Source organism: Sorangium sp. So ce204, from assembly GCF_051526795.1.
Taxonomy (GTDB): Bacteria; Myxococcota_A; Polyangia; order Polyangiales; family Polyangiaceae; genus Sorangium; species Sorangium cellulosum_B.
Genome location: NZ_CP150317.1, coordinates 2,987,160 through 3,009,260 on the forward strand (window position 1 = coordinate 2,987,160; position 22,101 = coordinate 3,009,260).

General features: G+C 70.6%; 13 protein-coding genes and 2 pseudogenes. 9 read left to right on the top strand and 6 right to left on the bottom strand.

Annotated elements, in window-relative coordinates; translation table 11 throughout:
* The first annotated feature begins 68 nt into the window (after window positions 1–68).
* From WMF22_RS11400 to WMF22_RS11415, 4 genes are all read left to right on the top strand, one after another.
* Entirely contained in the window at window positions 69–509 is a 441-nt protein-coding gene (locus tag WMF22_RS11400; protein ID WP_438035766.1) for an IS3 family transposase, read from the top strand.
* 269 nt (window positions 510–778) lie between these two features.
* Window positions 779–1,246, top strand: coding sequence for a hypothetical protein (locus tag WMF22_RS11405; RefSeq protein WP_437299128.1), 468 nt, complete (start codon window positions 779–781; stop codon window positions 1,244–1,246).
* Between the two features lie 128 nt (window positions 1,247–1,374).
* Window positions 1,375–2,073: a hypothetical protein gene (locus WMF22_RS11410; RefSeq protein WP_438035767.1), complete on the top strand. Its 699-nt coding sequence runs from the start codon at window positions 1,375–1,377 to the stop codon at window positions 2,071–2,073.
* Window positions 2,074–2,335: 262 nt separating this feature from the next.
* Window positions 2,336–3,076, top strand: a complete 741-nt coding sequence (locus WMF22_RS11415) for a hypothetical protein (RefSeq protein ID WP_438035768.1) — start codon at window positions 2,336–2,338, stop codon at window positions 3,074–3,076.
* Window positions 3,077–3,218: 142 nt separating this feature from the next.
* Here WMF22_RS11415 and WMF22_RS11420 read toward each other — a convergent pair whose 3' ends face one another.
* Window positions 3,219–4,892 carry a sigma 54-interacting transcriptional regulator gene (locus WMF22_RS11420; RefSeq protein ID WP_438035769.1) on the bottom strand — a complete coding sequence of 558 codons (1,674 nt, stop codon included), beginning with the start codon at window positions 4,890–4,892 and terminating at the stop codon, window positions 3,219–3,221.
* 247 nt (window positions 4,893–5,139) lie between these two features.
* Here WMF22_RS11420 and WMF22_RS11425 point away from each other — a divergent pair, with 247 nt between their 5' ends.
* The 3 genes from WMF22_RS11425 to WMF22_RS11435 all read left to right on the top strand — a co-directional run bounded on the left by WMF22_RS11425 (window position 5,140) and on the right by WMF22_RS11435 (window position 10,797).
* The gene (locus tag WMF22_RS11425; RefSeq protein WP_438035770.1) at window positions 5,140–5,787 is read left to right on the top strand and encodes a hypothetical protein; all 648 of its coding nucleotides are present in this window, start codon (window positions 5,140–5,142) and stop codon (window positions 5,785–5,787) included.
* Window positions 5,788–5,871: 84 nt separating this feature from the next.
* On the top strand, window positions 5,872–9,150 hold the full coding sequence (locus tag WMF22_RS11430; protein WP_438035771.1) for a protein kinase domain-containing protein: 3,279 nt from the start codon (window positions 5,872–5,874) through the stop codon (window positions 9,148–9,150).
* 441 nt (window positions 9,151–9,591) lie between these two features.
* A complete protein-coding gene (locus WMF22_RS11435) occupies window positions 9,592–10,797 on the top strand; it encodes a trypsin-like serine protease (protein ID WP_438035772.1) in 1,206 nt (401 codons plus the stop codon).
* A 225-nt stretch (window positions 10,798–11,022) separates the two neighbouring features.
* Here WMF22_RS11435 and WMF22_RS11440 read toward each other — a convergent pair whose 3' ends face one another.
* From WMF22_RS11440 to WMF22_RS11460, 5 genes and pseudogenes are all read right to left on the bottom strand, one after another.
* Complete coding sequence (locus WMF22_RS11440; protein WP_438037252.1) at window positions 11,023–12,903, bottom strand: CHAT domain-containing protein; 1,881 nt, start codon at window positions 12,901–12,903, stop codon at window positions 11,023–11,025.
* Between the two features lie 35 nt (window positions 12,904–12,938).
* Window positions 12,939–13,269, bottom strand: a pseudogene (locus WMF22_RS11445) (tetratricopeptide repeat protein); the annotation flags it as partial.
* A 26-nt stretch (window positions 13,270–13,295) separates the two neighbouring features.
* A complete protein-coding gene (locus WMF22_RS11450; protein WP_438031578.1) occupies window positions 13,296–14,885 on the bottom strand; it encodes an IS1182 family transposase in 1,590 nt (529 codons plus the stop codon).
* Window positions 14,886–14,971: 86 nt separating this feature from the next.
* Window positions 14,972–16,237, bottom strand: a pseudogene (locus WMF22_RS11455) (tetratricopeptide repeat protein); the annotation flags it as partial.
* Window positions 16,238–16,744: 507 nt separating this feature from the next.
* Window positions 16,745–19,297 (bottom strand): CHAT domain-containing protein, encoded by a 2,553-nt coding sequence (locus WMF22_RS11460; RefSeq protein WP_438035773.1) that lies wholly within the window; start codon window positions 19,295–19,297, stop codon window positions 16,745–16,747.
* 544 nt (window positions 19,298–19,841) lie between these two features.
* Here WMF22_RS11460 and WMF22_RS11465 point away from each other — a divergent pair.
* Together WMF22_RS11465 and WMF22_RS11470 are read left to right on the top strand one after the other, a co-directional pair.
* Window positions 19,842–20,714, top strand: coding sequence for a hypothetical protein (locus WMF22_RS11465; RefSeq protein WP_438035774.1), 873 nt, complete (start codon window positions 19,842–19,844; stop codon window positions 20,712–20,714).
* A gap of 385 nt (window positions 20,715–21,099) precedes the next feature.
* Window positions 21,100–21,957: a hypothetical protein gene (locus tag WMF22_RS11470; protein ID WP_437299138.1), complete on the top strand. Its 858-nt coding sequence runs from the start codon at window positions 21,100–21,102 to the stop codon at window positions 21,955–21,957.
* The last annotated feature ends 144 nt before the right edge of the window (window positions 21,958–22,101 follow it).

A 22,101-nucleotide genomic window follows, 5' to 3' on the forward strand; every position in this document is an offset into this window, starting at 1 on the left:
GCATTCGCCATTCCTCCGCGCGAGGATTCCTCGACACTGCTCCAGGACGATCAGGACGCTATCCCCACGTGCCAGCGCATTGCAAGGCGCGCGCCGGGGCACGCCGGGACGCAGCGAGCGCCCTGCTCGCCCCACCCCGCATCCGACCGTCGCCACCCCGCTTCCTGACACGCCAGGCGAAGCGGCTGACACGTCAGCCGGCCAGCCGGCGTTCTCCGGTCGTCCACGCCCCCGCGCCTCTCGCCTCGCGCCCACGGCCTGCCGCGGCGAGCGCACCGATTGCTGCGCCGGACTCCTCACGCCCCGGATCGACCTTTAGGCGCGAATCCACGCTGAAGGCGGAGCTGGTCGAGCACGAGCGCTACCCGACACGAGCGGCCGCCATCGCCGCCGTCGGAGGCTACATCGACGACTTCGACGATCTGAAACGACGGCATTCACGGCTCGCCTACATGAGCCCGATCGAGCTCGAATTGAGGACCTACGTGGCCGCGCTCGCCGCATCGTGAGGCTGTCCGCGGAAGCGGGGCAGGAAGGACCGAGGATCCCCTCGGGCTGAATGGCTCGCGCATTCGAACTCTCGCGGCGATGACGGGGGCGTCCTCTCCATGGGATTCCCATGGGGGAGACCTCGTCCCTTTCAGGGGACGGGCGTTGGTCCTGCTGTCAGCAATGCCGCCAATCCGCGCCTATGCCCGTTGGCCCACGCCTTGCTGGATACGAGCGTGTGGCCAACTGGACGGCCGCGATGACGAAACCATAACCACAAGGGATCAACATGAATACGATGATCAAGACCCTGGGTGCGATCGCATGCCTCTGCGCGGGCTCGCTCGTGATGCTCGACTCCGGCGACGCCTCGGCGGCTGGGCGTCGGCTCGGCGTCGGCTACTGCGGGTACGAGGGCCCGTTCGTGCTCAACCCCAGCTTGACCAGCTCCTCCAAGATCACCTGCACGCTGCCGTCGGACAGCCTGCTGGAGCACGAGAACATCGTGGACCTGCAGGTGTACGTGCACAACGTCACCGGGAGCGTCTCGAGCGCGAGAGCGTGCGTCAAGGCCCCGTCGGGCCTGAGCTACGTATGCGACGGCAACGATGAGTCGAGCGACACCTTCGCCACGCTGCACCCCGACGTGACCACCACCGTCCTGCAGAACCCGAGCTACTGGTACTGGTTCCCCTATGCCGAAGTGATCCTCGGCCCCCAAAGCCGCCTCTTCGGCATCAAGCTCACCGACACCTGAGCCGCTCGCCCGCATCCGCGGGCCGCGCCCGCTGGCCTCATGGGCCGGCGGGCGCGGCCCCGGCTGCGCCATTCCCTCCGCATCGATTCCAGCTCGCGACCTCCGGCACGACAGGGAGAGGAACGACGATGAACGACGAACGAACCCGCCTGCGCTCCTCACGGACAAGCCTCGCCTTGATGGGGCTCTCCACGGCAGCGCTGATAGTCTCGCTCGTGAGCCAGCTCAGGCCCGCGCCCGCCGAAGGGCGGCCTCCACGGGAGGCGCCCTCCCGCGAGGCGGGCGTGATCCAGGAGCCGGCGCCCGAGCCTGCCGCGGGGCATGGCGACTCCGAGCGGGTGATACGGCTGGAGCGCCGCATCGCCGATCTCGAGAGCGCCGCCGCCCCACAGGAGGATGATGGCCCCGAGGCCGCGCCGAACAAGGGGCGCGAGGACGCGGAGCCGCGCGACCTCGAGGCGATGCGCCGCGAGGAGACCGCCTGGTGGACGGGCGTCCTCGATGCACACGCGCAGCAGCGCCGCGACGCGGGATGGGCCGAGAGGGCGGAGGAGAGCTTCCAGGCAGACCTCGACGCGATCGCGCCGGGCCGGGGGCTCGAGATCGTGGACGTGGACTGTCGCACGACCTCCTGTGCGGCCACGATACGGTGGCCCTCCTACACGCCCGAGGTGATGGACGACGCGGGCTTTCTCGCCGGGCGTCCCTACCGGGAGAGGTGTGCGAAGAGCATCTCGGTGCCGCCCCCCGAGGACCCCTCTGCGCCCTATGAGTCGAAGATCGTCTTCGACTGCGCGACGCAGCGGGCCGGCCTCGCCCACCGCTGACACGCGGCCCCGCGCGCCCGCCTGCAGCGGCGGCGCCCCGACGCGGCGCTGTCAGGCTTCGCGGTCGCGCGGGCCGCGGCGCCCGCCGCACTCGGCACGCCGCGTGCTTGGCGTGTTCAGGGGGAACGACAGTCCGTCATGGAAACGCCAGCGCCCCATGGTTCGCCGGCTGGGGGCACCGCGGCGGACTCCTGGCCCGCCACGAGCAATGACTCGGGCGTTTGCATGGCAACAAGTGTCGTTTTATCAAGGAGACAACCGCATGCGTTTCATGACGTGGATTCTGATCGGCTCCGCTCTTGTCGCTTGCAGCGACGTCTCCTCTCCTCCGCCCGCGTCTTCCGGCGGCGAAGGGGGTACGGGAGGTGGCGGCTCTGGCGGCACCGTCAGATCAGGCACCGTCAGCTCAGGCACCGGGTTGGGTGGCGAGGCCGGGGAGGGTGGAGCCGGTGGTTCACCCGACGGTCGCGTCATCCTTTCCATCGCGACGCCGGCGGACTGCAGCGGCTTCCAGCGGCGACAGCGGGGCGCGGTCGGGCCCGCGCCCGCGGAGATCGGCGCCGTTGCACTGGGACGCTTCGAGGCGCAGACGCCCTTCAGCGTGGAGGAGTTCCGCTATGTGGCGTGCTCCGGTGCGGCCCACGAGGTCGTGCTCTTCGCGTCGCCTTCCATGGTGCCTGACGAGAGCCCCGCGGACGTCCGGGTCATCGAGGTGTCCGGGTCATCCGGCGATGAGGAACGGCGGCCGATCACCGTTCCCATCGACCCGCCGCTCCAGCTGACCGAGGAGAAGCCCTTCGGCTACCTCGGCGTGCGCATGACGGAAGACGGATCCAGCACCATGTGCGTCGCTACCTGCCGCGACAGCACACAGCCCGAGCGGAACTACTGGTCGGACCACGCCGAGGCGCCGTTCGGGTGGAAGCAGCTCTCGCACTCGCCGACTCCGAGCTCAGGGCTGCAGGACGACTACATCTTCTCGGTGGTGGGAAGGCCGCTCTAGCCTGGATCTTCACAGCACAAGATCGATTAACACACACACTCACGCGCGCGCGCGTTTGCTCTCGATCCGCAACGCATGGCGCCATGGCGACACGTCAGCGGCGCTTTGCGTCCGACGGGCTGCTACCGGAGGCGCCGCGCCGTCACGCGAGCCGCAGCTCCCGCAGCCTCCGACGCAGCGCCCGCTCCGAGACCTCCAGCCGCTCGACCATGCGCCCCACATCACCGCCGCACGCCGCGTGGCACGCGCGGATCTCCTCGGCCGTGAGATCCCGCGCCGTCCGGAACCGGGGATAGCGCTCGAGCACCAGGTAAAGCGACGGCCGCGAGATCTGAAGTCGCGCCGCGGCAGCCGACAGATCCCACCGGGCCGCGCGGAGCGCCTCGGCGATCTCGGCTTCCGACACGTCGGCCGGCTTCCGCCCGGACCCTGGCGGAGGAGGCAGGGAGAGCTCCGCCTCAGGCGCGCGCCCTTCCGGAGCGCGCCCTTCCGGAGCGCTGGCCGGCGGCTCTTCCTTGAGGATCGCTTCCGCGGCCGGCGCGCCCTCGCCGAGCAGCCGCTCCACCGCGGGGCCCACCGTGAGGCGCTCCTGGCCGCGGCTGCCGATGACGAGCTGCCGCACCACGTTGCGCAGCTGCCGGATGTTGCCAGGCCAGTCGTGCTCGGCGAGCCGGGCCACGAGCGAGGCCGGCAGCCACGGCGTGTCCGTCGCCGCCGCCGGATCCAGCCGGTGCGCCTCGCCGATCCGCTCGAGCTCCTCGCGGAAGAACCGCGCCAGCAAGCGCCCGATATCGTCCCGGCGCTCGCGCAGCGGGGGGATCCAGATCTCGTACGACGACAGCCGGTTCAGGAGCGGCGCTCGAAAGGTCCCGCTCGCCACCTTCGCCTCCAGGTCCGCGTCCGTCGCCGCGATGACCCGGACGTCCGCCTTGCGCGCCTCTTGCGCGCCCACGGGCTGTATCTCCCCCGTCTCGAGCGCGCGCAGGAGCGCCACCTGGAGCTCTGCCGGCGCGTCGCCGATCTCGTCGAGGAACAACGTTCCGCCGCGGGCCTGCTCGAAATAGCCCGCGCGGCGCCGGTCGGCGCCTGTGAAGGAGCCCTTCTCGGCGCCGAAGAGCTCCGCGATCGCGAGGCTCGGAGCGACGGCGCCGAGGTTCACCGCGACGAAGGGCCGGCCCTTACGGCGGCTCGCCGCGTGGACGGCGCGCGCCACGAGCTCCTTGCCCACCCCCGTCTCGCCGCGGAGCAGCACGGGGAGGTCGAGATCGGCCACGCTCTGGATGTCCCAGAGCACGCGCCGGAGCCCGTCGCTCTCGCCCACGAGCTCCCGGACATCGCCCTCGGACGCCGGCTCCTGCTGCACCGGGTGGAGCCCGCCCGTGCGATGGAGCAGCAGCACCACGCGGCGGGAGAGCTCCAGCACGACACCCCGCTTCACCTGCGCCGCGGAGAAGACGATGCTCTCTCGGACCCGCCGGCCCTGCGCAACGACCGCCGTACCGCTGTCGCCGATCTCGAGCCGGATGCCGTCACCGCGCGCGGCCGACAGGCGGAGAGGCCGCCGGCTCAGGTGCCCATCCTCGAGCGGCGACCCGGGCGACTGCCCCTTTGCCGCGAATGCGGGTCCGACCCGCGACACCGAGGCTGCCTTGCCCGCGGCGAGCTCGCCGAGCAGCGCGCGCTCGCCGACGCGATCGGGGCGAGGATGGTAGAGGATCGTGAGGGCCGGCGTCGTCGCGGCGACGGCCACGGCGCTGGAGCTCCCTTGACCGCCCAGCGTGGTCTCGCCGAGGGCCGTTTTCGCGCCTGATCCCATGTGAGCGCATGGTAGGCGCCCCCGTGCGGCCGCTGCAAGGTGGCCGCGGTCCCGCGCCCCGCGCGCGCTCGCGGTGGCACACGGGTTGCTGATATCTCGGCGCGAGGGGTCGACGCCGCTCGACGCGGGACGATTCAGGACGATGACAGCGCGCCGGATCCGTCCGGCGTCGAGGCGCTCGACGGCCTCGGAGGTTTCGTCGCCCGCCGGCGCGTCGTGCCGCCCTTCCCACAGGAGGAGAAGCAGAATGCTCAAAGGTCAGCTTGAACTGGGTGCCGTTCAGATCGTCAGCGCTGGCTCTGAAGAGGTGATCGGCTACGCCTTCACCGTCGGACAGGGCCTGGGTCAGCTCCAGCGCTGGCTGCTCTACCGCGATCCGCAGAACGAGTTCACGGTCCGTGCGCCGCCCGCGTCGATGGCGGGCTGGTCGCTCGTCGACTGGCAGGCGGGCGTGAAGGACCTGTGGCGGCCGGGCTCCTGTTACGTCTGGGCGCAGGCCGATCTGTATGGCTACGGCAAGACCTACCAGGGCATCGGCTGGAGCCGGATCCCGTCCGTTGCCAACCTGCCGCCGCCGACCTTTTACCCGAGCCCGCCGCGGCAGCTCGATCCGGGCGGGAGGATCATCGAGGTGCGCCAGCAGCAGGCGGCGCTGGGGCTCGCGTTCGTCGTCCGCGGCCTCGCGGACGAGTCCAGCGTCGAGTACTGGATGCTGCCGGCGGCCTATAAGCCGGCTGGTCGAGCTGCGCCGGCGACGATCTCGGCCGGAGCCCTTGAAGCGAGCTCGCTCGAGGCGTTCGTCGACGTGGCCAGACAGAGCTGGGCTCCGGGGTGCACGTTCGCGATCACCGGGTGCGTCAACCATCATCAGAAGACGCCGCCCGCAAAACCCTGAGCCCGCAGCGCGCCGGACGGACGGGGACGCGGCGCGCTCCTCGACGTTGCTGGCGCTTCTTGCACCAGGGTAACCTCGCGCCTCGTGCCGGGCCCCGACGCGGATCGAACGCTCCTCGACACGGAGGCGTCCGTCTCCGAGCCGTCCGTCGAGGCCGAGGGGGATGGCGACGAGCACGGCGCGCGCGGCGACACGAGCCGTCTGGGCGACACCGCGCGCGAGGCGCGCCTCCTCGGCGGAGGCGCCCGCACGGCCATGGCGGAGCTGCACGACGAGGCCGACGCGACGCCGAGAAGCAGCATCGCGCCGGGTCAGGTGATCGCGCGGCGCTATCAGCTCACAGAGCCCCTCGGCGCAGGATCGTTCGGCGAGGTGTGGACCGCCCAGGACCTCGTGCTGGGCCGGCCCGTGGCGCTGAAATGGATGCACCGCAGCGCCGGCGATCTCTCGTCGCGCGTGCGCCGAGAGATCGCCGCGCTGCGCATGCTGCGGGTGCCGGGCGTGGTGCAGCTGCTCGACGAGGGGGTGGAGGATGGCCGCCCCTTCCTCGTCATGGAGCGCGTGGAGGGCGCGCCGTTCCCGGGAGGCGCGACCCCGGACGCGGCGCCGCCGTCTCGCCGCGCATGGGCCGACATTGCCGCGCCCGCGCTCGCGCTCTTCGAGGTCCTCGCGCGCGTGCACGCCGCGGGCATCGTTCACCGCGATCTGAAGCCGGACAACGTGCTCGTCGACGCCGAGGGGCGTCCGACGGTGCTCGACTTCGGCATCTCGCTCTGGAGCGAGCCGGGCGCGCGGCTCACCCAGGCCAACCAGGTGCTCGGCACGCCGCTCTACCTCGCGCCAGAGCAGATTGCGGGCGCGGCGGTGGACGGACGCGCCGATCTCTATGCCGCCGGCGTGATGCTCTACCGCGCGCTCACCGGCCGCGTGCCCCACGAGGTGCGGGGGGTGAAGGCCCTCCTGCTGGCGCGGCTGTCAGGGCCAGCAGTGCCCATCCAGGAGGTCGCTCCCGGCATCCCGGCGCAGCTCGCCGAGGTCATCAACCGGCTCCTGGCCCAGAGGCCGGAGGACCGCTTCCGCTCCGCGGCCGAGGCGCTGGCCGCGCTCCGGGGCGGCCGGGTGCCGCGCCGCCATGGGCCCGAGCTGCCTCGCCTCGGCGATCCCGCGCCGCTGCGGGCCGTCGTCGAGGCGGCGCGCGGGCGGCGCCCGGTCGATGTCGTGGGTCCGCCGGGCGTAGGCCGCTCGCGCTGCCTCCGCGACGCGGGCGAGGCGCTGGAGCAGGCGGGGCTGCGCGTCGTGTCGCTGCTGCCGTCCCGCGCGCCGCTGGGCAGCCTGCACCCGCTCCTCGGCGCCATGGAGGAGCAGAGCGCGCTCCGGCTGGAGGACGTCACGGCCTGGGCAGCGGGCCAGCTCCAGCAGGCGCTCGCCGATGGCGTGGTGATCCTGGCCGACGACGCGGACCGGCTCGATCCCTGGTCGGCCGCGGTCCTGGAGCGCTGTCGAGCTGGCGAGGGCGCGCTCGTCCGGGCCTTCGCCGGCGGGCCGCGCGCGCCATCTGGGTCCCCGCATGCGGACGTGATCGCGCTCGAGCCCCTCGACGAGGCGGCGCTGCGGCCGCTGTTCGCGGGGCCGGACCGGCTCTTCCACCTGCGCGAGGACGCCGCGCGCGCGCTGTGGGAGCGGACGGAGGGGGTCCCGGCGCGGGTGGAGGCCGAGCTGACGCTCTGGCTCCGGCTCGGGCTCGCGCGCTGGGACGCCGCCACGCTCGCGGTGGAGCGCGAGGCGCTCGATCGGCTGAGCGCGGGGCTCCGGGAGACGACGCCCGTCGTCGACGGGCCGCTGCTGGCGGATGAGCCGCACCTGGGAGAGCTGATGCAGTGGCTGGCCCTCGCCGGGCACCAGCTCGATCTCGAGCAGCTCGCGGCGGCGATGGGGCGACCGGTGTGGAAGGTCGAGGCGGAGTGCGACCAGCTCGTGCGCCGCGGGATCGCGCGGCGACTGGCGGGCGATCGCGTGGAGCCGCTCGGCCAGGTCGACATCACGTGGCCCGCGGGGCGCCGGATCAAGTCGCACCGCGCGATTGCGGGCGTGTTGCGCCCCGGGCAGGAGGGGCGCCTGTTTCACCTGCTGGCGGGGAACGAGGAGCTCTCGGCGGCGCGCGAGGCGATCGAGGTCGCGCTGCGCCGCGCGTCGGCCGGGATGCTGGGCCAGGCGGTGGCCGCGATCGGCGAGGCGCTCCTTGTCGCGCGCCGGCCGGGCGTGGACGCGGCGGGCGAGGCCGAGCTCGCGATCCTCTCGGCGTGGGTCAAGATCGCCTTTGCGGAGGGGACGCCGCGCGCCATGGACAGGGTGCTCTACGAGCTGTCTCGCGCGGTGGTGCGCGGCCCGGAGGTGGCGCGCCTCGAGCTCCTGGTGCAGGCGGCGCTGGCCGGGCTGGGGCCGCGCGGGGACCGGGCGCGCGAGCTGGCGGACGACATCCCGCCGTTCACGGATCCGGAGCTGGAGCGGCGGCGGCACGGGGTCCGGATCGTGGCCGTGTCGTGGCGAAACTCGCCGTTGATGCTGGCGCAGGCGCTGGTGGAGGTCGACGCGTGGGCCGAGCGTACCGGGCACCCGATGGCGCGGCTTTGCCTCGTCGAGGGCCGCGCGCGGCTTCGTTACGTCGAGGGGCGCTTCGACGAGGCGGCGGCGCTCCACGCGGAGGCGGCCGCCTCGGAGCCGTGGCAGACGGGGCGGATCGCGGCGATGCTGAGCTCCGCGTCGGCGCTGCTGGAGGCGTTCCGGCACCGCGATGCGGCCGCGCGGGCGGAGGCGGCGCGGGAGCTCGCGGCGCGCTGCAGGAACTCGTACTACGAGGGGCGCGCCGAGTGGCTTGTGCGGTCGGCTCGGTACCGCATGGGCGAGGCCGCGGAGCCCGACCTCGACCTGGTCGAGGCGATCGTGCGCGTCGGCGTGCCTCACCTCGAGACGCTCGTATGCCTGACCGAGGCGGCGGTGGCGTATCGCGCGGAGCGCGCGGCGATCGCCGCGGAGCTCGGGGGGCGAGCGGCGAGGTTGTGGCGGGGGATGGACCGCCCGTCGGGGGCGCTGCTCTCGCGGTGCCTCGCGCTGGCCGCGGGGGCGCAGGCGGAGGAGGGCGAGGTAGCGAAGCTCGCGGAGGAGGCGATGACGTGTCAGGTGCCGGGCATCGGGCTGCAGGCGCTGGGCCTGCTCGGGCGGGTGGCGCCCGAGGCGCGGGCGGGCTTCCGGGGGGCGCTCGGGGCGCTGGCGGAGGGGATCCCGCACGAGCGATGGGACGAGCGGATGGATGTGCTGTCCGCGGCGGAGGCGTTCGAGGGAGCTGGCGGGGAGGGGGCGAGATAGAGGCGAGGCGGCTGCCGAGGGCGCGGGCGTACCGGTCGGCGGGGGCTGACATGTTCATGCCGTGTCAGGAGCGGTGGCTGACACGTCAGCGCGCGGCGGCGACGTCGGCGGTGTGAGTCCGGCGAGAGGGGGGCGCGGCTGGCGAGCATGGGTCGCGCGGCGCCGTTGCCCGAGACGATGAAGCTGGCCCAGTCCAGTCGTGCGGGTGCGAGCGCTCCGGCGCCGCCTGCATGGAGAGCTGCGCCTGTCGCATCGATCGGATCAGGGCGACGGTCGTCGCCGGCATTGCACCGCGGGGGGAGTGCAGCCCATGTCCCTTGAAGGATCCGAGGCGAGGTCGTCGCCGTCACTGGCACACGAGATGCTAAGTGACGTTCCCGTGGAGAGCGGAAAGCGTTTCTCTCTCCGCGCAACGACATCTTGTCACCCCAGGAGACGACCATGAGGGATCCCATGAATTCCGTGTCCGACGACAGCGCGACGCACTTTGCTCGTACCTCGATCCGCGCGGTGTCCGCGGTGTGTGCTTCCTTGATGATGATGGGTTGCGTCGGGCCCCAAGAGGAGGAGGCCGCATTCGAGGATGCGGTGTCTGAGGTCGACGAAGAAGAAACGGCTGAAGCCGCTGCTGCAATCAACAACGGTGCGAGCAGCTCTTGGGCAGCCTATACGGTGAAAGTCGGAGGCTGCTCGGGTACGCTCATCTCGCCCAGGTGGGTCCTCACCGCGAACCATTGTATTACCGGCTACACTGCGAACGGCTTCAAGACGTCTTTCGGCCAGGGCATTTCGTCCGACTACGACATCACGATCTTGCCCGAGGGGGTGGTCGACCCGGAGGATTCGAGGGCCAGGGTATACAAGCACACCAACGCCAAGAGCGGCGACGTCCTCGTGATGAAGAAGACGCAGCTCCAGCTTGGGCCGTTCGATTCCAACTACGACGCGTCTCGCGATCTGGCGCTGATCAAGCTCGATAGGCGAGTTCCGATGAGCTTCGTGAAGCCTTTGCATCCTTACGTGGGTGGCACGTACATGTCTGGCGTCAAGTGCCCGCAGAGCGGCGACTTTTTGGGCAAGATTGTGGGTTTTGGCGGCGGGAGCGACTTGAGGCGGGAGAGCATCGACGGCAGCTACCACCGCGACACGAGCCCGACGGGGGGCGATCTTTATGTCAAGGATTGGCTCTTGCCCATCCCGGTCGCAATTCCGTTGGATTTCGGAATGCTGCCCATTGTTGGGACGGGTGCAGCTGCGAGCCTGGGCGATTACGGTGGCATCGAAGGGGGCGACTCGGGCGGGCCGCTCGTGACAAAATTCGTATGGGAGTATCCCGATTCGTACCCTGGCGTTCTTACGAGCCTGTGTGGCGTCGCGAGCGGTACGTACCCGACCACGCGGTGGGACGACATCATGTGCTTCCTCGGCGGCTGCTGGGCGATTGGCCAGCGCCACGCTTCGGTCGACTCGGCGCCTGCCCAGACGTTCTTGAAGCAGGCGACCGTCATCGACAAGTTCGGCGAGCGGGTCTTCGAAGGCGAGTGCTCGGCCGCGCCGTACAGCGACAAGGACTTCGACTGCGACGGCATCGTGGACGAGTGCGACAGCGTCATCGGGCCAGGCTGCATCGTGATCCACCCACTCTAGATCGGCTGGCTGGGCCGTGCTTCCCGGCGGCGCCCGAGCGCTTCGGCGATATGCTCGGCGTGAGCCTGGCGATCGCTCGAGGCGACGGGCGGCAATGCCTCGCGCTGCCGAGATTGCCGGCGTGGGCCGGAAGATCGTCCAGCAGGCGATGAAGCGTTACGGGCGGCGCGGGCGGTTCGAGGAGCGAGGCGCGCGCAGCGAGGGGAGGGCGCCGTCCCGCGTCGTTCACCGCGCTCCGCGGCGCCGCCTCCGCGTCAGGGTCGCGGCGGCGAGGAGCGCGGCCGAGGCGCCTGCGATGCCTGCGGGCGGCTGCGGTCCAGCCTCGCAGTTGCACCCGCGCGCGCCGGGATGCACCTGAGCGAAGCTGGGCTCGACCGGCCGGCCGTCGAGCGCGGCGCCGTTGCCCGAGACGATGAAGGCCGCCCAGTAGTACGGGTGCGCCCGCTCCGGGGCCGCCAGCATCGCAAGCTGCGCCTTTCGCATCGACTCGCTCCGGCCGCCGCCGGCCTTGAGGCGCGTGTAGTAGCCGTGCATCAGCTCGCGGGTCGACGCGTCGTCGGCGTTCCAGAGGCTCAGGACCTGAGTCTCTGCGCCTGCCATCACGAACGCGCGTCGCAGGCCGTACACGCCGTCGCCGCTCGGGGTCTCCCCGACGCCGGTCTTGCACGCCGACAGGACGACGAGCTTCGTTCCGTTCAGGTCGAGCTGCGAGGCTTCCATCGCGGTCAGGATGCCGTTGTCGTCGCCGGTGGCCTTCTGGTTGGCGCCGGCGAGCGCGAGGCCGGAGCGGAGCAGGGGGTTGTCGATGTGAAGATGGACGCCGCCCAAGGCGCGCAGCCCGCGCGACCCCACGTCCGGGAACGCCGGTGGAGGTTCCGGGGCCTCCTGGCCGGACGCGAAGAAGCCGTGTGTCGCGATGTGAAGCACCTGCGGTCCGCGCAGCGACTTGACGGCGCTCTCGGTCGCCGCCTGGCCGAGCAGCAGGCGAGCGCCGGCGAGCTCCTGGCTGACGGCCTGGCCTTCGGCGGCCGCCGCGGCGAGGGGAGTGAAGTGCGCTGGCGCCTGCTCCTCGCTGGACGACGTGCTGTCGTCGGCGCGCCGGGCGGCGGGAGCAGCTGTGTGATCGTAGTCTGGCGCGGCGATGACGACGGCCCCTTCACGCTGCGGTCCTGTCGCACGAAGGCGCAGAAGATCGCGCCCGCTGGGCACGTAAGTGAACGCGTAGCGCTCGATCAAATAGTGGCTTTCCTCGTCGAGGAGAGCACCGAAGGGCACGAGGCTGAGCGCCGCATCGGGGCTGATCAGGACCTGGCGCGCTGGACCGAGCAGGCGGCGGATCGGCTGCATCACCAGCGCGTCGAGGGCGCGAGCCGCGGGCCGCGGATCCGACGCCGGGCGCCGCAACGCGCGGAGGAACCGCTCTGCGGCGTCCTCGATGGGCGCGGCCTCGCCGAGATCGGCCCAGGCGATATCGCCGCCGTGCCTCAGGACGTAGGCGACGTAGCGTGCCTTGCCCCATATCGTGTTGGCAGCCAATGTTCCCCTCGGGTTGAACGGGTGGTACCGGAAGACTTCGACGAGCGCTGCACCGTCGGGCACGGCGGCCTGGACCTGCGCCAAGCTGACCAGAGAGAGCTCGGCCTTCAGCTCCGGGCTGCGGCGGCCGATCTCTGCTTCAAGCGTCTGCCGCTCGGCATCAAGGCGCGCCAGGTTCGCACGGTACTGCGCAAGCTGCCCGTTGTCGTAGTCCTCTGGCGATTGCCCCGGTTGTCGCGCCTCCGGCCCACGCCACGTCAGCGTGCTCAGCTCGGCGCTCACGCGGCTCAGCTTGTCGAGCAGCAGGCGATCCTCGGGGCCCGCGCGACGGCGCAGCGCCGCGAGACCGAGGGTCATCGCGTCGAGCACGCGCCCCTTGCGGCGAAGCATCGTAGTCAGGGCGAGGCGCCTCGCCGCCACATTGGCCGGTGCAAACTGAACATGCAGGGAAATGGCGGCATCCGTGCTTCCGCGGAGGGTCGCCATGGTTGCGCGTTTCTGCTCGTCGCCTCCGGTGGTCAGCAGGATGGCAGCATTGCGATCTTCGATGTTCGCGGCCTGCTCGATCATCGGAAGCGCTCCAGGAGCATCGCCGCGCGCCTGGCGCAAATCCGCAAGGTTGTTGAGAGATGTTGCTACCAGAGGATGTTCTCTCCCGAGCGCCTTCTCCCGGATAGCGAGAGCACGCTGGTAGAGCGGCTCCGCTCTCGCGTAGTCTCCTTTCGCTTTGTACAGCGCGGCGAGGTTGTTGAGCGAGTTCGCCACGTCGGGGTGTTCTGTTCCGAGCGCCTTCTCTCGGAGAGCGAGCGCACGCTGGTAGAGCGGCTCCGCTCTCACGTAGTCTCCTTTTGCTCTGTACAGCAAGGCGAGGTTGTTGAGCGACGTGGCCACATCGGGATGTTCGCTGCCGAGCGTCTTCTCTAGAGCAGCGAACATATTGAAAATTGTCTGATTCCAATAGTTTACGCAGCCTCCTGGACCAGCCGCTGGGCAGCCTCGAGATTCTGGATCGCTGCGGCGCGCCGGAGGTCGAACAGGTTTCTCCTGGCGCCCATGTAGCGCGCGCTGTGTCCTTTCCGCGCCGCGATGTGGGCGAGCGCATGCTCCACAGCGGTGCGCTGCCTGAGCACGGCGCGTCCTGGTGCGGTCTGCTGTAGCTCCCGGAACTTGCTCTGCAGCGCTTCGTCTTCGGCGATGGACACGGTCCGCCCTCGTCCCGAGGCGGCTTGGGTGCATCTGGTTCGGAGGGGGCATGCGCCACACTCCTCAGGATCGAACTCGACCGTGTCGCCGGGCTCGAACGCTTCGACCTGTCCCGCCGGGCACGTGATCGTCTTGGTGCGCAGGTCGATGTTGAAGTCGCGCTTGCTGAACAAGTCGGGACTGCGAGCCCGCTGGCCCCAAGGCTTCGAGAACACCTTACCCTTCGCGTGGATCACGTCGCCAACGACGGGACTATTCACGTAGGCGCGATCAATGTGGAGTTCGGCGATGCGCAGCCGCTGATGCTGGATGTCTTTGGCGATCGGCACGGCTCCCTCTTCTTCGGGCCGATTCGCGGGCGTGACCGCGCAGGCGACAATGACGGGAAGGTCAAGGTCTCGTGCGATATGTTCCTTGTAGCCGTCAAACCGTTTCGAGCGGCTCTTTCTGCCGTGGCGCATCTCGGCATCCTCAATGGAGACGCGGCGGTCAGGCGCGACGCCTTGCCGGATGCGAACGGTCCCGTCTTCGGCTGTTTCCAGGTCCTGGCCCCGAACCTGTGTGATGGCATCGAGGTAGGGACGAAGGGGTTGCTCGACGACGTCGTCGAGGTGACGGTCCACCCACTGCTGTAGCGAGGACACCTGCCGCTCCAGCATCTGGATGGCCAGCACCTTCTGTTTCGGGTCGCTCCAGTCGAGGTCGAGCCCGGCCTTGATGCTGGGCGCCAGGAGCAGGGGGATGCGAGCCTTGCGGCATATCTCCTCGGGCGGTCGATCCATGATCTTCGACACGACGCGTACGATGCTGCGTGCAGCATGGCCGAGCAGGTTGATCGTGTCCTCAACCCGCCCGGCCCCCGCTAAAGGGCGGCTATCAATGGCCACGCGCAGCGCTTTGGACACCGCACGCCTCTCGCCCTCCGTCATAGCGCCGGACCGAACGAGCGCCACGGTCCGCTCCAGCAGCACTCGGTCCATCTCGTGCGCGAGCATCCGCTCTCGGAATGCTTGCAGCGCGCCCTGCGAGAACGGGGGCGTAGCCGCACCCAGGCAGCCGAGCACCATCTGCCAGCGCAGGTCGACCACGGACAGCTCCACCGCCTCGGCATCCGATGCGCCTACGTAGCCTTGGAGCAGCGTGACCATGCACATCAGCGCCGGCGGATGCGGCGGCTCGCCTGCCCCCGTCGTCCGGTACATGCCCTCCAGCTGCTCCTGGAACGTCTCATCGAACAGCTCGTGCCGGTGCAACCTGAGAAAGCCGAACAGTGCTCTCACGCGTGTCAGCCGCTTCATCAGCGACTGCTCCTGCCGCGACAGCTCCACCGGCGGCGACCATCGTTCCATCCGTGCACCTCCGGCCGCGGACGAGATCATGGCCCGGCGAGACGGTCGAGCCTTCCATCGAAGCGCATAGAATTACCGCAAAATCAACCTGATCGGTCCTCTAGGAGAGCGAGCGAACGCTGGTAGAGCGGCTCCGCTCTCGCGTAGTCTCCTTTCGTGTGGTGCAGCGAGGCGAGGTTGTTGAGCGACGTGGCCACGTCGGGATGTTCTGTTCCGAGCGCCTTCTCTCGGAGAGCGAGCGCACGCTGGTAGAGCGGCTCCGCTCTCGCGTAGTCTCCTTTCGCGTTGTACAGATCGGCGAGGTTGTTGAGCGAGTTCGCCACGTCGGGATGTTCTGTTCCGAGCGCCTTCTCTCGGAGAGCGAGCGCACGCTGGTAGAGCGGCTCCGCTCTCGCGTAGTCTCCTTTCGCTTTGTACAGCGCGGCGAGGTTGTTGAGCGACGTGGCCACATCGGGATGTTTGCTGCCGAGCGCCTTCTCTCGGAGAGCGAGCGCACGCTGGTAGAGCGGCTCCGCTCTCGCGTAGTCTCCTTTCGCTTTGTACAGCGCGGCGAGGTTGTTGAGCGAGTTCGCCACGTCGGGGTGTTCTGTTCCGAGCGCCTTCTCTCGGAGAGCGAGCGCACGCTGGTAGAGCGGCTCCGCTCCCGCGTAGTCTCCTTTCGCGTTGTACAGCTCGGCGAGGTTGTTGAGCGACGTGGCCACATCGGGATGTTCTCTTCCGAGCGCCTTCTCTCGGAGAGCGAGCGAACGCTGGTAGAGCGGCTCCGCTCTCGCGTAGTCTCCTTTTGCTCTGTACAGCAAGGCGAGGTTGTTGAGCGAGTTCGCCACGTCGGGGTGTTCTGTTCCGAGCGCCTTCTCTCGGAGAGCGAGCGCACGCTGGTAGAGCGGCTCCGCTCTCGCGTAGTCTCCTTTCGCTTTGTACAGCGCGGCGAGATTGTTGAGCGACGTGGCCACATCGGGATGTTTGCTGCCGAGCGCCTTCTCTCGGAGAGCGAGCGCACGCTGGTAGAGCGGCTCCGCTCTCGCGTAGTCTCCTTTTGCTCTGTACAGCGTGGCGAGGTTGTTGAGCGACGTGGCCACATCGGGATGTTTGCTGCCGAGCGCCTTCTCTCGGAGAGCGAGCTCTCGCTCCGCCAGCGGGATAGCCGCATCGAAGCGCCCTTGGCCGTAGAGGGCTACGGCATCACGGTTGAGCCGCTCGGCCTCCTCCAGAGCATCCGCCGATGGCGTCGCCCCCTGTGCATGGCCCCCGCGCGGCGCGGCGAGCAGCGCCGCCAGCAGCAGGACCCCCGTGGCGGCCCACCAGCGCGCGCGCCGCTGCGCCCCCGCCGCCCCCGCCCGGAGTCCGCGCATCCCGCCTCCCGCGCCGTACGTTCGCGGCGCGCTCTCGCGCACCCCCGATGCTCCCGGGTCAAGTCGCATTCGCCATTCCTCCGCGCGAGGATTCCTCGACACAGCTCCAGGACGATCAGGAAGCTATCCCCGTGCGCCAGCGCATTGCAAGGTGCGCGCCGGGGCGCGTCCGAGCGCCGTGAGCGGGCTGTTCACTCCACCGCGCCGAACCGCCGCCAGCGCGCATTGTGTCACGCCAGGCGAAGCGGCTGACATGTCAGCCGGCCAGCCGGCGCCCTCCTGTGGTCCGCGCCCTCGTGCACGTCGACCTGCTGGCCGTAGCGAGTGCCGCACTTCCCACGCCGCGCCTCGCAGGGCCGCTGCGCTGGGATCGCCTCCGCCGCGAGGAGCGCCGCTGCCGGGCTTGCGTCGACGCTCCTCGGAAACCCCATGAAGTGGGACAGGCCGACACCTGGGTTGCCCGGGCTGCGTCGCTGAGCGCCGCCGGGCGCAGGAGCTCTCGCGCGCTTACCTTCGGCGAGCCCCCGCGCCGCTGGCCCCGCGGCGGCGCCGCCGTGCCACGGCCAGCGCGGCGAGGAGCGCCGCGGCCGAGGTGCCGGCGATCCCTGCGGGCGGTTGCGCTCCAATCTCGCAGCTGCACCCGCGCGCGCCTGGAGGCACCTGAGCGAACGTGGGCTCGACCGGCCGGCCGTCGAGCGCGGCGCCGTTGCCCGAGACGATGAAGCTCGCCCAGTAATACGGGTGCGCCCGCTCCGGGGCGGCCAGCATGGCGAGCTGCGCCTGGCGCATGGACTCGCTCCGGCCGCCGCCGGCCTTGAGGCGCGCATAGTAGCCTTGCATCAGCGCGCGCGTCGCCGCGTCATCGGGGCTCCAGAGGCTCAGGATCTGGGTTTCTGCTCCTGCGATCGCAAAGGCGCGGCGCAGGCCGTGAACGCCGTCGCCGCTCGTGGCCTCGCCGATGCCGCTCTCGGCCGCGGAGAGGACGACGAGCTTGGTGCCGTTCAGGTCGAGCAGCGACGCTTCCATCGCGGTCAGGATGCCGTTGTCGTCGCCGGAGGCTCTTCGGTTGGCGCCGGCGAGCGCGAGACCGGAGCGGATCAGGGGGTTGTCGACGTGAAGACGGAGGCCGCCCATGGCGCGCGGCCCGCGCGAACTCACGGTCAGGAGCCCCCGAGGAGGTTCCGGGGCCGCATGGCCGGATACGAAGAAGCCATGGGTCACGATGTGAAGCACCTGCGGTCCGCGGAGCGCCTTGACGGCGCTCTCGGTCGCCGCCTGGCCGAGCAGCAGGCGAGCGCCGGCGAGCTGCTGGCGCACGGCCTGTCCTTCGGCGGCTGCCGCGGCGAGGGGAGCGAAATGCGCTGGCGCCTGCGCTGAGCTGGACGAGAGACCGTCTTCCGCGCGCCGGTTGGCGGGGGCAGCGGCGTGATCATAGTCGGGCGCGGCGATGACGACGGCCCCCTCCCGCGACGGTGCTGTCGCGCGAAGGCGCAGCAGGTCGCGCCCGCTGGACAGGTAGGTGAACGCATAGCGCTCGACCAGGTAGCGGCCTTGCTCGTCCAGGAGCGCCCCGAAGGGCACCAGATTGAGCGCCGCATCGGGGCTGAGCAGGACATTGCGTGTCGGGCCGAGCAGGCGGCGGATGGGCTGCATGATGAGCGCATCGAGGGCGCGCGCTGCAGGACGCGGATCCGCCGCCGGGCGCCGCAGCGCGAGGAGGAGCCTGTCCGCGGCGTCCTCGATGGGCGCGGCCTCGCCGAGATCGGCCCACGCGATGTCACCGCTGCGCCGCAGGACGTACGCGACGTAGCGGGCGTTGCCCCAGCGCGTGTTGGCTGCCTTGGTTCCCCTCGGGTTGAACGGTTTGTACCGGAAGAGCTCGACGAGCGCTGCGCCGTCGGGCACGGCGGCCTGGACCTGCGCCAGGGTGACGGGGGAGAGCTCGGCCTTGACGTCCGGGCTGCGGCGCCCGATCTCGGCTTCGAGCGTCTGCCGCTCGGCATCGAGGCGCGCCAGGTGCGCGCGGTACTGCGCGAGCTGGGCGTTGTCGTGGTCCTCGGGTGCCTGTCCCGGCCGTCGGGGCTCCGGTCCCCGCCACGTCAGCGTGCTCAGCTCGGCGCTCACGCGGCTCAGCTGCTCGAGCAGCCGGTGATCCTCGGGGCCGGCGCGCCGGCGCAGCGCAGCCAGGCCGTAGGCCATCGCGTCGAGCGAGAGCCCCTTGCGGCGGAGGACGGTGGTGACGGCGATGCGCCTCGCGGCCACGTCGTCGGGTGCAAACTGGACATGCTGAGAAATGGCGGCGTCCGTGGTCCCGCGGAGGGTCGCCATGAAGGCGCGCTTCTGCTCGTCGCTTCCGGTGGTCAGCAGGATGGCCGCGTTGCGATCTTGGATGTTCGCGGCCCGCTCGGTCAGCCGGAGCGCTCCGGGAGCATCGCCGCGCGTCTGGTGTAACGCCGCAAGGTTGCTGAGCGACTGGGCCACATCGGGATGTTCGGAGCCGAGGGTCTTCTCTAGGATGGCGCGCGCGCGGCGGTAGAGTGGCTCCGCGCTCGCGTAGTCTCCTCTTGTGGCATACAGGAAGGCAAGGTTGTTGAGGGAGGTGGCGACAGCGGGATGTTCGGAGCCGAGGGCCTTTTCCTGAATGGCGAGCGCGCGGCGGTAGAGTGGCTCCGCGCGCGCGTAGTCTCTTTTTGTGGCATACAGGAGGGCGAGGTTGTTGAGGGAGGTGGCGACATAGGGATGTTCGGAGCCGAGGGCCTTTTCCTGGATGGCGAGCGCGCGGCGGTAGAGTGGCTCCGCGCGCGCGTAGTCTCCTTTGGCGCGGTACAGCACGGCGAGGTTGTTGAGCGCCGTCGCCACAGCGGGATGTTCTCTCCCCAGCGCGTTCTCGCGGATCCCGAGCACGCGCTCCGCCACCGGGATGGCCGCATCGAAGCGCCCCTGACGGTAAAGGGCTTCGACGTCGCGGTTGAGCCGCGCAGCTTCCTCCAGCGCATCCGCCGAGGGCGTGGCGCTCTGCGCATGGCCCCCCCGCGGCGCGCCGAGCAGCGCCGCCAGCACCACGACCCCCGTGGCGGCCCACCAGCGCGCTCGCCTTCGCCCTCCCGCCGCCCTCGTCCGCAACTCGCGCGTCCCCCCTCGCGCGCCGTCCGGTCGCCGCCCGCTGTCGCCCACCACCGATGCTCCCGGGTCACGTCGCATGCGCCACGCCTCCGCGCGAGGATCCCTCGAAGCCGCTCCAGGACGAGAACGAAGCTGTCCCCGCCCGCGAGCGTAGAGCAAGGTGCGCGCCCGAAGCGCAGCGAGCGCCCTGCCCACCCCTTCGCGCTTCCGAACCGCCGCCACCGCCACCACGCCTTCTGACATGCCAGGCGAAGCGGCTGACATGTCAGCCGGCCGGCCGGTGCCCTCTGGTCGGCCGCGCCCGCCGCTGCCCTGACGTCGGGGCCCACGCCCCTCCCGCGGCGTGACCGATCCGGGAGCCTGCCCGGAATTCATCGGGTAGGAGGCGGCTGCTCCGGCGCGCGCGGGATCACCGCGCGCACGGGGGCACCGCTCGACACGCCAGCACGACCGTACCCACCCGAGACCCGAGAGATCCGCGATGCCCTCAGTGACCCACGAAGCCCTGGTGGAGCTGTTCAAGAACCGGCCGACGCTGGCCGCCGAGCTGTTGCAGGACGCGCTCGGCCAGCCGGTGCCGGCGTTCACGGAGGCGCGCGTGGTGTCCTCCGATCTGGCCGAGATCGTGCCCTCGGACCGCCGGGCGGATGTCGTGGTCGTGCTGCTGGTCGGCGAGCAGCAGCGGCCCGCGATGGCGATCGTGGTCGAGGTCCAGCTCGGCGTGGACCCGGACAAGCCGTACGTCTGGCCGGTGTACCTTGCGCAGACGAGGGCGCAGCACCGCTGCCCGACCTGGCTGCTGGTCGTGACGACCGACCAGGACATGGCGCGGTGGTGCTCGCGGGTGATCGCCATGGGCCATCCCGGCGCGACGCTGACGCCGCTGGTGCTCGGGCCCGAGGGCGTCCCGGTCGTCACGGACGCTGAGCAGGCGAAGGCAGCGCCCGAGGTGGTCGTGCTGTCGGCGATGGCGCACGGCCAGGGCGAGGCGGGTGAAGCGATCGGCACGGCGTTCCTGGCGGCGGTCGTCGAGCTCGGCGAGGAGCGCCGCGCCGTCTACGGGGACCTGGTGCTATCCTCGCTGAACGAAGCGGCGAGGCGGAGATTGGAGGCGATGATGAAGGCCGGATACCAGTTTCAGAGCGAGTTCGCGCGCAGCTACGTCGCGAAGGGCAAGATAGAAGCCAAGGCGCAGGACGTGCTCGCCTTCCTGGAGGCGCGCGGTCTGGAGATCCCCGCCGATGTCCGGGAGCGCGTCCTCGCGAGCACCGACCTCGACGAGCTGGACCGCTGGATCCGTCGCGCCGCGGTGATCCGCGACGCCAGGGAGCTCCTCGCCACGACCGCCGCCTGAACGCGCTCCTCACATCCTCCGGGCGCACACAGCGAGAGAAGCCGCTGCACCCGGTCCGCCATCAGGACACGGCACCCGGTCATCAGGACACGGCACCCGGTCATCAGGACACGGCACCCGGTCATCAGGACACGGCACCCGGTCATCAGGACACGGCACCCGGTCATCAGGACACGTCGCCGGCCATCAGGACACGTCGCCGGTCATCAGGACATGCAGCTGGCCATCAGGACATCCCACCCCGGCCCTTTCCCCTCCTGGAGCCGTCGCTCGCGTCCGGATCGTGCGTCTGCTCTGGACAGCGTTCCCAGCGGACTCATCTTCACGTCTCCGCGCCGCGCCCGGAGGGGGTGTGGGACGCAGGAGGAGGGATCAGGCAATCATCATGGCCAAGCAGGGAAGGGACTACGATCGCTGGGTCAAGGCCGCCGCCGAGCTGGGGCGGACCGATAACCCGCTGAGCCTGCCGTACGACGTCGCCTTGCGCGAGGCGGTTTCCGCCGCGGCGTTCGTGAAGAAGTACTGGGAGCCCGAGGGCGATCGCCCGGGCCTCAAGCGCGTCAAGAGCCGCCTGCCGGCTTCGAGCAGCGACGATCTGCTCTCCATCGTGCATGCCGTGCAGGAGGCGCAGACTCGGCTGCTCCTCATCGTCGACCCCGCCGTGGCCGACCTCGGAGAGCGCGCCAGGTTCGTTGTCGATGAGCTCGAGTCGGCGATCGAGTTCCTGCTCGACGACGACGTCGACGAGCCCGCCGACGCGCAGCTCGCGCGTATCAAGGAGTTTCACGCGCAGGACGGCCAGCGCTCCAGCGCCCTCTCCCAGGCGCTCCGCGACTACGCTGGGCTCGCGGCGTCGCTCGAGGACCGCCTCGTCGAGGCAGACGAGGAGTTCGAGGTCCGCCTCATCGCCGAGGCCAGGAAGCTCGCGGAGGATCTTCAACGGCGAGCGCTGGAGACGATCCCCGACCGCGACACCTCGGCCGCCGCGGCCGCGGTCCGCAACCAGCTCCTTCACCTCATGATCGAGCGCGTCGGCGCCATCCGGAAGACGGCGGCGCATGTCTTTCGCCGCCATCCGGAGGTCGTCCGCGAGGTCACGAGCGCCTACGAGCGGCGCCGGCGCGCTGCATCGCGGCGGGAAAAGGCCCGCAAGACCGCAGCGGGCAAGGCGGTCGACAACCGGCCGCAGGCAGCGCCTCCGCCCGCGGCGTCCGCGACCGCGGCCGTCGCTCGGCCCTCGTAAGCCCTGCCATCTCCGCCCGCGGCGTCCGCGACCGCGGCCGTCGCTCGGCCCTCGTAAGCCCTGCCATCTCCGCCCGCGGCGCCCGTGACATCGGCCGCCGCTCGGCCCGCGTGAGCCCGGCCCTCCCGTCCGCGCCGTGCTCGC